This is a genomic window from Phenylobacterium sp. (assembly GCF_004297125.1).
Classification (GTDB): Bacteria; Pseudomonadota; Alphaproteobacteria; order Caulobacterales; family Caulobacteraceae; genus Phenylobacterium.
Map to the genome: position 1 here is coordinate 253,517 of NZ_SCVD01000021.1, position 13,355 is coordinate 266,871.

The window sequence follows — 13,355 nt, forward strand, 5'->3', positions numbered from 1 at the left end:
CCGCCCGTCCTCCCCAGCCGGTATGATCGTCCCGTGCCCGTTCCCGCCGCCAAGCCCGCCCTGTTCCTCGACCGCGATGGCGTGCTCAACGAGGACCGCGGCTACGTCTATCGCTGGGAGGACTTCCAGTGGGTCGCCGGCGCGCGGGAGACCGTGGCGGCGTTCAACCGCGCGGGCTGGCTGGTGATCGTGGTGACCAACCAGTCGGGCGTCGGGCGGGGCTACTATTCCGAGGCCGACGTCCACGCCCTGCACGCCCGGATGCAGGCCGACCTGGCCGAGGCCGGCGGCCGCATCGACGCGTTCTACCACGCGCCCCAGCACCCAGAGGCGCCGGTCGAGGCCTATCGCCACCCCGACCCGCCGCTCCGCAAGCCGAACCCCGGCATGATCCTGCAGGCGCTGCAGGACTGGCCCATCGACCGCGAAACCTCGCTGCTGATCGGCGACAAGCCCTCCGACCTGGAGGCGGCGCTGCGGGCGGGGATCCGGGGCGTGCTGTTCGAAGGCGGGGACCTGCGGGCGTTCCTGGCCAAGGAAGACTTGCTGCCGACGGACACCCGACCTTGCGGGTGAGCTGGATCACCTTCGGCGCCCTGGAGCGGGCGAGCGACGGGACGACGACCTCGCCGGTCGCCAGCCTGCGCTACCGGGTGCTGATCCCGATCCGCGAGCTGGACGGCATCGCTCACCGGGTGGTCGCCGTCCGGCCTGACGCGACGGGCGACCTGCGGGCCCAGGCGCTGGACGCGGACGTGGCGGTGTTCTCCAAGAGCTTCTCGCCCGCGAACCAGACTCTGGCGCGCGAGGCCAGGGCGCGGGGCCTGCGGGTGATCTTCGACATCTGCGACAACCACTACGACGACCCACGGTTCGGCGCCGCCTGCCGGGCCATGACGGCTCTGGCCGACCGGGTGGTCTGCAACACCGAAGCCATGGCGGCGGCCGCCGGCGCATACGCCTCGCGGCCGCCCGTGGTCGTCGAGGATCCCTACGAGGGACCGGCGGGCGCGGCGGGCTATGCGCCCGGGGCGACGCTCAGGCTGTTGTGGTTCGGCCACCCGTCCAACCTCGACAGCCTGCAGGCGGCGATGCCGGACTTGGCGGAAGTCTCGCGCCGCCGGCCCCTATCGCTCACCCTTCTGACCCAGGTCACCGAACCGCTGGCGGCCGAGTGCCGGCGGGTAAGCGCCAGGTTCCAGGGCCGCCTGGACATGTCCGCCAGGCCCTGGTCGCTCGAAGCGCAGTGGGCCGAACTCGCGGCCTGCGACGTCGTGATCATTCCCAGCCACGAGGATCCCCGCAACACAGTGAAGTCGGCCAACCGCATGGTCGAGGCGCTGCGGGCGGGCCGCCCGGTCGCGAGCCAGCCCATGCCCGCCTACCGGCCCTTCGACCGCTGGACCCCGGTGCGGCCGACCCTTTCCGAGGGCCTCGCGTGGCTCGACGCCCATGCCGCCGACGCGCCGGCGCTGGTCACCGAGGCCCAGCGCTATATTGAGGGCCGCTACGCGCCGGCCATCGTGGCGGAGGGCTGGCGGCGGGTGATCGCGGACGATGGACCGGAGGGCCGATGAAGCTGAACCTCGGTTGTGGCGACAAGATCCTGGAGGGTTTCGTCAACGTCGACGTGGTGGAGAGCCGCGCCGGCCAGAAGCCCGACGTCATCTGCGACCTGCACCAGCTCAACCCCTTCGCGGACGACAGCGCCGACGAGATCATGGCGATCCATGTGGTCGAGCACTTCTGGCGCTGGGAGGTGGTGGACATCCTCAAGGAGTGGGTCCGCGTCCTGAAGCCCGGCGGCAAGATGATCCTGGAGTGCCCGAACCTGATCTCGGCCTGCCAGGCGGTGCTGGCCGATCCCGACCGCGCGACCCTGCCCGGGGCCGAGGGCCAGCGCAGCATGTGGGTGCTGTATGGCGACCCGCGTTGGCAGGACCCGCTGATGGTGCATCGATGGGGCTACACCCCCCGCAGCCTGGCCCATGTGATGCACGACGCCGGCCTCGTCGAGCTTCGCCAGGAGCCGGCGCAGTACAAGCTGCGCGAGCCACGCGACATGCGGATCACCGGGCGGAAACCCGTCGTGGCGCCGAAGGTCTAGCGCCCCTCGATCTGCACGAGCAGCCGCTCCAGCGCCTCCAGCTCGTCCGCCTCGCCCGGCGGCTTGTCCCAGCGGATGCGGCTGATGCGCGGGAAGCGCATGGCCACGCCGGACTTGTGGCGGGTCGAGCGCTGCAGCCCCTCGAAGGCCACCTCGAACACCATCCCGTGGTGCGGCTCGGCGCGCACCGAGCGGACCGGGCCGAAGCGTTCGACGGTGTTGTCGCGGACGAACTTGTCGATCTGCAGCAGCTCGTCGTCGGTGAAGCCGAAGTAGGCCTTGCCAACCGGCGTCAGGCTCCGCTGACCTGCGGCGTCTTCGGCCCAGACGCCGAACGTGTAGTCGGAATAGAAGCTGGACCGCTTCCCGTGCCCGCGTTGGGCGTACATCAGCACGGCGTCGACCAGGAACGGGTCGCGCTTCCACTTGAACCAGGGCCCCTTCGGCCGGCCTGCCACATACGCCGCGTCCCACCGCTTCAGCATCAGGCCCTCGGCGATCTGCGGGTCGCCAGGTGGCGGGTTGGCCCGCAGTTCGGTGAGCTCGGCCCAGGTGGCGAACGGCTGCATAGGCGACAGGTCGATCCGGGGGCTGGCCTGGCGCGCCACGAAGGCCTCCAGCCGCTTGCGCCGATCGGCCAGCGGCAGGCCGCGGGTATCCTCCGCGCCGTCCTGCAGGAGGTCGTAGGCGCGGATCGCCGCCGGGAATGCCGCCATCAGCTTCGCATCCACGGCCTTGCGGTTCAGCCGCTGCTGGAGGTCGGCGAACGGCGCCACCCTGCCGTCGCGGATCACCAGCAGCTCGCCATCGATGACGCCCTGGCCGTCCAGGGCGTCCAGGATGTCCGGGAAGGTCCGCGAGATGTCGTCGCCGGTGCGGGTGTAGAGCCGCCGCAGCCCGCCCTCATGCGCCGCCTGCACCCTTATGCCGTCCCATTTCCATTCGGCGGCGTAGTCGGCCGGGTCCAGCTTGGCGAAGTCCACCGCCTCGTCGATGGCCTGGGCCAGCATCACCGGGCGGAAGCGCGCCGGGTGCTCGGACGATGGCTTCTCCGACCGTCCCTCCAGCCAGGCGAACAGGTCTTCGTACGGCGGATGCAGCGCGTGCCACAGTTCCTCGATCTCGGCCGGTTCGACGCCGCCCATCTCGGCCGCCGCGCGCTTGGCGAGCCGGGCGGTCATCCCGACCCGCAGCGCCCCGGTCACCAGCTTCAGCAGCGCCCAGCGTTCGCGCGCCTGGGGCAGGGCGTCCAGCCAGGCCTCGATGCGGCCCTGCGCCTCGGCCCGGGTGGCGGATCTCAGGCCGTCGACCACCTCGGACAGGTCCGGCTCGCGGTTGGCGCCCGGCAGCGCCGGCCAGACCAGCGACACCGCCTCGGCCAGGTCGCCGACGTAGTCGTAGCTCCACCAGAAGAGCTGCGGGTCCATCCGCGACTCGACCGCCTTGCGGATGAACGCCGGCTTGGCGGCGTCGAAGCTGAGATCCCCGGTCAGGGCGGCCAGCGCCCAGCCCCGGTCGGGGTCGGGGGTGTCGCGCAGGTAGTCCCGCACCATCGTCAGCTTGGCGTTCCGCGAGGACGTCAGCGAGAGGCGGTCCAGCAGTTCGGCGAAGGCGCGCATTCAGTCGTCGCCCTCGTCCTCGTAGCCCACGAGCGCCAGCGCCCGCGCCGGAATGTCGTGGAGCGTCGCCCAGCGGGCCAGGGCCTCCTCGCGGCCGTGGGTGATCCAGAGTTCGCCGGGGCGCAGCTCGTCGATGGTGGCGGTGAGCTCGTCCCAGTCGGCGTGGTCGGAGATCACCAGCGGCAGCTCCACGCCGCGCTGGCGGGCGCGGGCGCGGATCTGCATCCAGCCCGAGGCGAAGGCGGCGACCGGCTCGGGGAAGCGCCGGCTCCAGCGGTCCTGCAGCGCCGAGGGCGGAGCCACGATGATGCCGCCCGCGAAATCCGCCTTCTTTGCCGTGGTGGCGGGGGCAAGCGGGCCCAGATCGATTCCGTGCCGCTCATAGAGGGCGTTCAGCCGCTCCAGGGCGCCATGGACATGGATGGTCCTGTCCCAGCCGGCCTCGCGCAGCAGGCGGATGATCCGTTGCGCCTTGCCCAGCGCATAGGCGCCCACGATGTGGCTGCGCTCGGGGAACTGGGCCACGGACTTCAGCAGCCGGGCGATCTCCTCGCGGTCGTCCGGGTGGCGGAACACCGGCAGGCCGAAGGTGGCCTCGGAGATGAAGACGTCGCAGGGCACGGGCTCGAACGGCGGGCAGGTCGGGTCGCGCCGGCGCTTGTAGTCGCCGCTCACCACCATGGTCAGGCCCTTCCAGCGCACCACCGCCTGGGCCGAGCCCAGCACATGGCCGGCGGGGACCAGAGTCACCTCGACCTCGTGGCGGACCACCGTCTGGCCGTAGGCGGCCGCCTCGGCGGTGTGGGCGAAATCGACGCCGTAGCGCTCCTTCATGATGTCGAGCGTCTGCGGCGTCGCCAGGACGGCGTAGTGCCCGGCGCGGGCGTGGTCGGCATGGCCATGGGTGATCACCGCCCGGTCCACCGGCCGCACCGGATCGATGTAGAAGTCGCCGGGGGCGCAATAGAGCCCCTCGGGTTTGGGGCACAGCAGGTCCTGGGGCCGGATCATCGTGCTTCAATGTAGGGGCGCACTTAAGGCTCCGCACATTGACTTCCGCGGTCAGGTCCGTACCCCGGACGACATGTCCGACTTCAACACTGCGCCGCTCCCCGAGCGGATGATCATGGCGCCTCACGCCAGCGCGCTCGGGTTGACCCTCGTCTCCATCGAAAAGGGTCGCGGCGTCATGGCCGCCCCCTGGCGCGAGGAGCTGGTGGGCGATCCGGAGACGGACGTCATCGCGTCGGGCGTGGTCACCGCCCTGATCGACCACACCTGCGGCCTGGCGATCAATTCGGCGATCGGCGAGCCCATGCCCATCGCCACCCTGGACCTGCGCATCGACTACCTGCGGCCCGCCGCCCCGCGCACGGGCGTCACCGCCGAGGCCCACGCCTACCGCCTGACCCGCACCGTGGGCTTCGTGCGCGCCGAGGCCTGGGACGTCGACCGAGGCGACCTGGTCGCGACCGCCCAGGCCGCCTTCATGCTGAACACCCGCGCCCAGCCGCTGAAGGCCTGAGCCGATGGAAGACACCGCAATCCGGAGCCTGGATGGCTTTCTGCAGCAGGTTCCCTACGTCCGCTTCCTCGGCATGCGCGTCGAACTGGCGGGCGACGAGATGACGGCGGTGCTGCCGTTCCGCGAGACCCTGATCGGCAACCCGATCCTCCCTGCCCTCCACGGCGGCGTGATCGGCGCCTTCATGGAGCTGACGGCCCTGGCCCAGCTCTCCTTGGCGGCGCCCGGCCGGCGGGTGCCGAAGACCATCGACATCACCATCGAGTACCTGCGCTCGGGCCGCGCCCAGGACACCTACGCCCGCGCCATCCTGCGCAAGGTGGGCCGTCGCGTGGCCAATGTGCAGGTCGAGGCCTGGCAGGACAGCCGGTCCCAGCCGATCGCGGGCTTGACCGGTCACTTCCTGATGCGGAACGAAGAGCCTTAGGGCCTGGTCAGGGCCGCCCGCTCCCGGGCGATCTCGGCGAGCGCCGCCTGGGCCTTGGCCTCGGCGGCGGCGTCCTTGCGGTTGCGGGCCTCGATGAGCTGGCCGGTGGCCTCCATCTCGCGCACCGGCAGCAGGTGGCTGTCGTCTGCCGGCACGAAGGGCTTGGTCTGGATCTGCTCCAGGATCGCGCGTTGCCGCGCCGCTTCCGGCGTATCGCCGACGCCGTAGCCGAACATGAAGTCGGCCAGCTGCTTCTTCAGCGCCGGATCCAGGTCCTTGCGCCAGACCAGCGGGTCCTCCGGGATGCGGGGAGAGCGCCAGACGATCTCGACGTTGCCCAGGGTGGTCTTGGCGACGTCGGTGTTCAGCAGCCGCAGCCGGTCCATGGAGGCGGTGTTGTTGGTGGCCGCGTCCAGCATGCCGCCGGCCACCGAGAACAGGTTGGTCTCGTGATTGGCTGAGCGCACGGTCTTGAAGCAGGTCGACGGGTCGATCTTCCGCGGCGCGAAGAGGAAGGTCATGGGCGCCAGCGTGCCGGAGGTCGACTTGGCGTCGCCCATGCCGAAGTTGATGGTCTTGCCACAGGCCAGGATCTTGTCGAGCGTCAGGCCCGACCCCTTCTTGACGATGACGACGGCCTCGTAGCCGTCGACTCCGCTGGGGTTCACCGACCGGGCGAAGACCTCGCCGTTCCCCCGTCTCACCGCTTCCAGGCCCGATTGGTTCGTGAACCAGCCGAGGTCGGTCTGCTTGAAGCGCATGGCCTCGATCAGGGCGGTGTAGTTCGAGCCGTAGAAGGCCTTCACCGGCCGGCCCAGGGCCTTGCTCATGTCGGCCAGGAAAGGCGCCCAGTCGGCCTCGGCGCTGGCCTGGCTCTCGGCGGAGAGGATGGAGAAGACCAGCTCCTTGCGCTCAGGCTGCTTCGACGGGCTGCAAGCCGCCAGCGCGAGCGTGGCGGCGAGCGCCAGGATGATCCGACGGTTCATTTTCCCTCCACCGGCGGCAGCTTCATGGCCACCACCTCCCGCTTTCCGCGGCTGATTCCGTACAGCACCCGCTCTGCCCCGCGGTCGAAGGCCACGGCCTGGCCCTCCACCGCCACCGGGATGGTCGCCACATGCTTCAGCACCGAGCCGATCCGTGGCAGCTCCAGCACATAGACCTCGGGCCGGTCGTGGCCCGTGACGTAGAGCCGCCCGTCCGCGCCCCAGGCGCCGCCCGACGAGCTGCGTGGCTTGAAGCGGCTGAGCACGCTCTCCGGGAAGGTCCAGACGCCGGTCACCCGCCACTTGTCGTCGAACCTCACCAAGGTGGTGAAGCGGTGGTCGCGGCCGGGCGCGCCGCCGCGGCCGTCGTAGTTGGCGAAACAGGCCCACCAGGCGTTCTCGCGCCGGTCGACCCAGGTCAGCGAGCCCGGCTGCGGCGTCATGGTCACCGAGCGCAGGTGGGTCATGGAGCCGGGATCGAAGATCTCCACCGAGCCCTGCATCGGCACGCTCGGATAGTTGGAGCTGGCGCAGACCAGTTCGGGCCCGATCACCGCGCAGGAGTTCAGGTGCGGGAAGGTGGCCGGATCGCCGGTCCACGCCGCCACCTTCTGGCCGGTGGCGCGGTCATACTTGGCGATCTGCGAGTTATCGATGGCGTAGATAAAGCCGGCGTCCACCGCCACGCCCTGGTTCGCCTCGGGCGCGGGCAGTCGCGACAGGGTCTCGGCGGGGGCCAGGGCCAGGGCCGCGGCGGCGATCAGCTCAAGCACGTTTCAACCCGGCTTCCCCGTCCTCGACCACGAATTTCGCCAGGTCGCGCACCGGCGACGTCGGGACCAGCGCGTTCTCGACGCCCCGGAACGTCACCACGCATTCCTTGCTGGTGATGTCCACCTGACCGTAGCCGCGGGTGTCGCCATCGCCGAACCTGATCTGCGGATTGATGTTCATCATCCCGTGGACAACCTCGTTCGAGCGGCCCAGCGAACTTATCGAGCCGCCGACGAACTCGCTGGCGATCGGTTTGCCGCCCGGTTCCAGCGTCAGGTCGGCGGCGAAGAACGTATGCACGTCGCCGCCCAGGACCACGGGGTTCGGGACCTTGTGGTCGCGCCAGCCTTCCAGGACGCGGCGGCGGGTCTGGGAATAGCCGTCCCAGCCGTCGTTGCTGACCCGCCCGTCGGGCGTGACGACCTCGTTCATCAGGGTCTGCTGACCCAGCAGGTTCCAGCGGGCCTGGGTGTCGCCGAGCCGCCCCTGCAGCCAGGCCTCCTGGCGCGCGCCCAGCATGGACCGCCTCGGATCCGTGCGTTCGGGGCACGACGCCGGGATCAGCTTGCCGTTGGCCTTGTTGGACTGGGCGTCGCAGCTCCGGTGCGCCCGGTACTGGCGGTCGTCGATCACCGCCAGCCGCGCCAGCCGGCCCCAGTCGAGGGCCCGGTAGAGGCGCATGTTCGGCCCCACGGGCTTCACCGTCCGCCGCAGGGGCATGTTCTCGTAGTAGGCCTGGTAGGCCGCCGCGCGGCGTCTCAGGAACTGGGCGACGGGCGGGTTCGAGCGGTCCTGGTCGCCGCCGTAGTCGTTGGAAACCTCATGGTCGTCCCACATCACCATCCACGGCGCGCACGCGTGGGCGGCCTGCAGGTTGGGATCGGCCTTGTACCAGGCGTAGCGCTCGCGATAGCTGGCTAGGTCCTGGGCGTCGACCGGCGGGTGGTGACGCACCACCCCGTCCTTGCTGGCCTTCTTCTCGTAGATGTAGTCGCCCAGGAACAGCACTAGGTCGGGGTCCTGTTCCGCCAGGTCGGCGTGCGCGGAATAGTAGCCGGACTCCCACTTCTGGCAGGAACCGTAGGCGATGCGCAGCTTGTCGACCCAGGCGCCGGCCTCGGGCGCGGTGCGGGTGCGGCCCGTCGGGCTGGCGTGGCCGCCGGCGGTGAAGCGATACCAGTAGTCGCGGCCGGGCTTCAGGCCTGCGACCTCGATGTGTACGGAATGGCCGGCCTCGGCGACGGCCAGGGCCTCGCCACGCTGGACCGTACGCCTCAGTCTGTCGTCCTCGGCGATCTCCCAGCCCACCCTGACCGGCGCGCGGGTCATGCCGCCGCCCATCGCCTGCGGATCGGTGACCAGCCGGGTCCACAGCACGACCCCGTCCGGCTCGGGCTCGCCCGAGGCGATCCCGACACGGAACGGATCGTCGGCCAGCCGGGTCTGCGCGACCGCGCCGGTCCACGCAGCCGGCGACAGCGCCGCGCCCGCCAGGGCGGCGGCCTGGAACAGCAGGCGGCGGCGGGTCGAGCCGTCTACCACCGCGCGGAGAGCCCCACGTAGTACGTGCGCTTGTAGCGCTCGTAGTTGGTCAGCCAATCCTTGTGGCCGCCCTGATACTCACGCAGCTTCTCGTCGGTCAGGTTCTGCAGGTCCACGAACACCTCGATCCGGTCGGTCACCGCATAGCTTACCTTGGCGTTCAGCCGGCGGTAGTCGTCATCGAAGGTGTCGGCGTCGGTGTTGCTGCCGATGGACTGCGGCGCCTTGCCGGTGTGGTGGTACGACAGCGCCGCCTCGATCCGGCCCTTCTGGTAGAAGAGCTGGGCGCCCCACAGGAGGTCGGACTGGCCCAGGAACGGCAGGTCGCCGCGGCCCGGAACGGTCAGTTCGGAGTCGGTGAAGGTGACGTTGCCCGACACCCCGAAGCCGCTCCACAGGCCGGGCAGGAAGGTGAACTGCTGCTGGTACTGCAGCTCCAGCCCGCGGATCTCTCCGTCTTCGGCGTTGCGCGGCTGGGTGTAGGCAAGGCGGGTGAAGGTGCGGCCATCCAGCACCACGCCGGTCTGGGTCTCGCGGAAGCTGAAGATGGGGTCGTCGATCCGCTTCAGGAACGCGCCCGCCGAAACGAGGCCGCCCGGGGCGAAGTACCATTCCACCGAAAGGTCGAAGTTCTCGGACTTGAACGGCTTCAGGTCCACGTTGCCTTCGGAAAGGTCGCCGTCCAGCGTGCCGTCGGGATTGGTCACGACGGTCAGCAGGCCGCCCGGACGCAGTTGCGGATACTGGGGCCGGCCGATGGTGTGGGTGTAGGCGGCGCGGACGACCAAGTCCTCGCGCGGCTCCCAGCGCAGGTGCAGGTTCGGCAGGAAGTCGGTGTACTCGCCCGACCGGGTCACCGGCTTGACCACGCCCCCGCTGAGCAGGAAGCCGCGGACATCCGTTTCGGTCCGCTCCACGCGCCAGCCGGCGAGGAGGCTCACCGCGCCGAAGTCGATGTTGGCCATGGCGTAGCCGGCCAGCACGCGTTCGGTCAGGCTGTAGTCGCTGAGCGTGTCGTTCGAGAGGCTGGTGGAATTGTTCCGCACCATCCGCGGACCGCCGAGGTTCGCCGCGGTGAAGGCCTTGATGGCCTCCTCGTCGATGACGAACTGGCTGGCGTAGGTCGCTTCGCCCAGGGATACGTCCATGTTCGGGCCCTGGAGACCGAAGTCGGCCAGGGTGAAGCGGTTCGCGGTGGTTCCCCGCTCGTAGATGTCGGTGCGGCCGTCGAACTTCTTGTCGGTCTCGCGGATCTTCGCCCCGATCTTGAAGAAGCTGTCCTCGCCCATGTCGATGTCGCGGCGCAGGTCAAAGCGGGCGGCCTTGTTGGTCTCCTCGCCGGTCTCGTCCTGGACAGTGTACTGCCGGAAGCCCAGGTCGCTGGCCGCGAGATTGCGGGGCGTGGCGGTGTAGAGCAGGGGCTGCATGTCGAAGTCGACGGTGGCCGCCCCGCCCCGGAACAGCCACAGTTCGTTGGGCTCGATCAGCTCGTTGTAGCCCCACGACACGTCGTATTCGATCCGCCAGGGACCCCGCTCGTGCTCCGCGCCGAGCTGGAAGGTGGAGATCGACTTCTCCTTGTACTCGACGCGCAGGTCCTGGCGGGCCTCGACGTTGCGAGCGACGCCGCCGGTCCCGGCGCTGTTCAGCGTGACGTTCGCGAGGTTGGAGGCGAAATCCAGGCGGAAGCGCTGGCGGTACTCGTCCTCGGTGAAGCGCGACCACAGCCCGCGGAAATAGAACCGGCTATCGTCGGAGGGCTTGTATTCCACCGTGCCGCTGACGCCGATGCGCTCGCGGTCGAGGGTGTAGTTCGTGTACTTCAGATTGATCGGCAGGCCGCCGCGGGCGACGCCCGGCACGGTGCGCCAGTCGTCGGGATAGAGACCGTCGGAGCGATACTTGCGCTGGGAATAGCTGACGCCCAGCAAGGCGCCCCAGTTCCCGATCACGCCGCCGAGCGTGAGGTCGCCCTGCACCGGGAACTTCTCGTTGAACTCCTGGTATCCGACCTGGGCCCGGATCTGCGCGATCCGATCCTGCCGTAGGTTGAACGGCGACTGGGTGACGAGGTTGACCGTCCCGCCGATGCCCTGGGCGTCGCGGTCCGGCGTCACGGCCTTCAGCACCTCCAGGCGGCCGAGCAGCTGGCCGCTGATCACGTCCAGCGGCAGGGCCCGGCTGTCGCCGTCCGGATTGCCGACCTCGACGCCGTTGAGGGTGACGTTGTTCAGCGCCGACGGTGTGCCGCGGATCGAGACATATCGGCCCTCGCCCTGGTCATAGGCCACCCCGATGGCCGGCAGGCGCTCCAGGTTCTCGGCCACGTTCTTGTCCGCGAGCCGGCCGATGTCGTCGGCCGAGATGGCGTCGACCACGCCGAGGGCGTCGCGCTTCGTCTCGATGGCGCGCTGCTGGGACAGCCGCTGGCCGGTGACGACCAGCTCGTCAACCTGCTGCGCCGCCGCGGGCCCCGCAGCCAGCACCGAGGCCAGCGCCAGACCGCTTACCGAAGTCGTGAATCGTCGCATCCCATAGCCCCCATTCGACCTGACGGGGGCGGGCTTAGGGATGCCGCGTGTCAGACGCGTCACGCCCGTGCGACGATCCCATGACGGTCGCCGACGGATTGCGCTTGAGCCGCGAGCCCAGGGGGGCTAGGCCGCCCGCCATGCTGCAAGGCCCGAACCTCCAAGGATTGTCCCACCAGGCGCGCGAGGCCAAGAGCTGGCCGTTCGAACAGGCGCGCCTGCTGCTCGACCGCGTCACCCGCCTGCGCCTCTCCGACGCCGAGCGCGACCTGGCCGCGACCCTGTTCGCCCAGGGCAAGTTCGCGGAGGCGGTGCAGACCCTGCCCGCGCTGGCCAAGCCGGTGATCTTCCAGTGCGGCTATGGCGCCTCGGGCCTGCCCCACCTGGGCACCTTCGGCGAGGCCACCCGGCCGACCATCGTGCGCAACGCCTTCCGGGCGCTGACCGAGGACGCCATCCCGACCCAGCTCATCGTCTTCTCCGACGACATGGACGGCCTGCGGAAGATCCCCGACAACGTGCCCAACAAGGAGATGCTGGAGGAGGATCGCGACAAGCCGGTCACGTCCGTCCGCGACCCCTTCGGCGAGCACGAGAGCTTCGGCGCCCACAACAACGCCCGCCTGCGCGCCTTCCTCGACGGCTTCGGGTTCGAATACACCTTCATGTCGTCCACCGAGACCTACAAGTCCGGCCGGTTCGACGAGGTGCTGCTGCGCATCCTGGCGCGGTTCGACGCCATCCAGGCGATCATGCTGCCGACGCTGGGCGAAGAACGCCGCGCCACCTATTCGCCGTTCCTGCCGATCAGCCCCAAGACCGGCCGCGTGCTGCAGGTCCCGACGCTGGGCCGCGACGTGGAAAAGGGCACGATCACCTTCAACGACGAGGACGGCGAGCTGACCGAGCTTCCGGTCACCGGCGGCCATGTGAAGCTGCAGTGGCGTCCCGATTGGGCGGCCCGCTGGACGGCGCTGGAGGTCGACTTCGAGGCCTCGGGCAAGGACCTGGTGGACTCGGTGCGGGTCTCCAACCGCATCGTGAAGGCCCTGGGCGCCGAGCCGCCGGAGGCCTTCCACTTCGAACTCTTCATGGACGAGAACAACCAGAAGATCTCGAAGTCCAAGGGCAACGGACTGACCATCGAGGAGTGGCTGCGCTACGGCGCGCCCGAGAGCCTGACCTACTACATGTACCAGTCGCCCAAGTCGGCGAAGCGGCTCTATTTCGACGTCATCCCCAAGGCCACCGACGAGTACCTGCAGCAGCTCGACGCCCTGATCCGCAAGAAGGCCGAGGGCGACAACGCCGCCCAGCTCGACAACCCGGCCTGGCACGTCCACCGCGGCCACCCGCCCGAGAAGGGTTCGCCGGTCAGCTTCTCGCTGCTCCTGAACCTGGTGTCGGCGGCCGACGCCTCGACCAAGGATCTGCTGTGGGCCTTCATCGCCCGCTACATCCCGGGCGCGACGCCGCAGAGCGAGCCGCTGCTCGACCGGCTGGCCGGCTTCGCGATCAACTACTACGAGGACTTCGTGAAGCCCTCGAAGCGGTTCCGGGCCCCCGACGAGCGCGAGCGCGCCGCCATGACCGCCCTGGTCGCCAAGCTGAAGGCCCTGCCCGCCGGGGCCGACGCCGAGGCGATCCAGAACGAGGTGTTCGAGGTCGGCAAGGACGCCGGCTTCGAGCCGCTGCGCGCCTGGTTCTCGGCCCTCTACGAGGTGCTGCTGGGCCAGAGCCAGGGGCCTCGCTTCGGTTCGTTCGTGGCGATCTTCGGAGTCGACCGCACGGTGGCCCTGATCGAACGCGCGCTGGCCGGCGAGCTGATCGCCGCCTGACCACCG

12 protein-coding genes are annotated in these 13,355 nt (G+C 69.8%); 6 read left to right on the plus strand and 6 right to left on the minus strand.

The annotated features are described in order from the left end of the window. Positions 1-33 precede the first annotated feature (33 nt). From EPO51_RS14230 to EPO51_RS14240, 3 genes are read left to right on the plus strand one after another with little or no spacing between them, the layout of a single operon-like run. A complete protein-coding gene (locus EPO51_RS14230; RefSeq protein WP_293351604.1) occupies positions 34-576 on the plus strand; it encodes a D-glycero-alpha-D-manno-heptose-1,7-bisphosphate 7-phosphatase in 543 nt (180 codons plus the stop codon). Further along, a complete protein-coding gene (locus tag EPO51_RS14235; protein WP_293351606.1) occupies positions 573-1,577 on the plus strand; it encodes a glycosyltransferase in 1,005 nt (334 codons plus the stop codon). Before EPO51_RS14230 ends, EPO51_RS14235 begins: the two co-directional genes overlap by 4 nt. Continuing rightward, entirely contained in the window at positions 1,574-2,107 is a 534-nt protein-coding gene (locus tag EPO51_RS14240) for a class I SAM-dependent methyltransferase (RefSeq protein WP_293351607.1), read from the plus strand. The genes EPO51_RS14235 and EPO51_RS14240 overlap by 4 nt, the downstream gene beginning before the upstream one ends. Here EPO51_RS14240 and EPO51_RS14245 read toward each other — a convergent pair. Beyond that, entirely contained in the window at positions 2,104-3,726 is a 1,623-nt protein-coding gene (locus EPO51_RS14245; RefSeq protein ID WP_293351609.1) for a cisplatin damage response ATP-dependent DNA ligase, read from the minus strand. The two genes, EPO51_RS14240 and EPO51_RS14245, sit on opposite strands and share 4 nt — an antisense overlap. Then, positions 3,727-4,737, minus strand: a complete 1,011-nt coding sequence (locus EPO51_RS14250; protein WP_293351611.1) for a ligase-associated DNA damage response exonuclease — start codon at positions 4,735-4,737, stop codon at positions 3,727-3,729. Between the two features lie 73 nt (positions 4,738-4,810). Here EPO51_RS14250 and EPO51_RS14255 point away from each other — a divergent pair, with 73 nt between their 5' ends. Then, positions 4,811-5,251, plus strand: a complete 441-nt coding sequence (locus EPO51_RS14255) for a PaaI family thioesterase (RefSeq protein ID WP_293351613.1) — start codon at positions 4,811-4,813, stop codon at positions 5,249-5,251. Positions 5,252-5,255: 4 nt separating this feature from the next. After that, positions 5,256-5,678: a PaaI family thioesterase gene (locus EPO51_RS14260; protein ID WP_293351615.1), complete on the plus strand. Its 423-nt coding sequence runs from the start codon at positions 5,256-5,258 to the stop codon at positions 5,676-5,678. On the opposite strand, the gene phnD is transcribed toward EPO51_RS14260, so the two are convergent. From phnD to EPO51_RS14280, 4 genes are read right to left on the minus strand one after another with little or no spacing between them, the layout of a single operon-like run. Beyond that, a complete protein-coding gene (gene phnD, locus EPO51_RS14265) occupies positions 5,675-6,664 on the minus strand; it encodes a phosphate/phosphite/phosphonate ABC transporter substrate-binding protein (protein WP_293351617.1) in 990 nt (329 codons plus the stop codon). The genes EPO51_RS14260 and phnD overlap by 4 nt on opposite strands. After that, positions 6,661-7,437, minus strand: coding sequence for a hypothetical protein (locus EPO51_RS14270; protein ID WP_293351619.1), 777 nt, complete (start codon positions 7,435-7,437; stop codon positions 6,661-6,663). Before EPO51_RS14270 ends, phnD begins: the two co-directional genes overlap by 4 nt. Then, complete coding sequence (locus tag EPO51_RS14275) at positions 7,430-8,980, minus strand: alkaline phosphatase D family protein (RefSeq protein WP_293351621.1); 1,551 nt, start codon at positions 8,978-8,980, stop codon at positions 7,430-7,432. The genes EPO51_RS14270 and EPO51_RS14275 overlap by 8 nt, the downstream gene beginning before the upstream one ends. After that, on the minus strand, positions 8,974-11,511 hold the full coding sequence (locus tag EPO51_RS14280) for a TonB-dependent receptor (RefSeq protein WP_293351623.1): 2,538 nt from the start codon (positions 11,509-11,511) through the stop codon (positions 8,974-8,976). The genes EPO51_RS14275 and EPO51_RS14280 overlap by 7 nt, the downstream gene beginning before the upstream one ends. A gap of 140 nt (positions 11,512-11,651) precedes the next feature. On the opposite strand from EPO51_RS14280, the gene EPO51_RS14285 reads away from it, so the two are divergent. Continuing rightward, positions 11,652-13,349, plus strand: a complete 1,698-nt coding sequence (locus EPO51_RS14285; RefSeq protein WP_293351625.1) for a lysine--tRNA ligase — start codon at positions 11,652-11,654, stop codon at positions 13,347-13,349. Positions 13,350-13,355 lie beyond the last annotated feature (6 nt).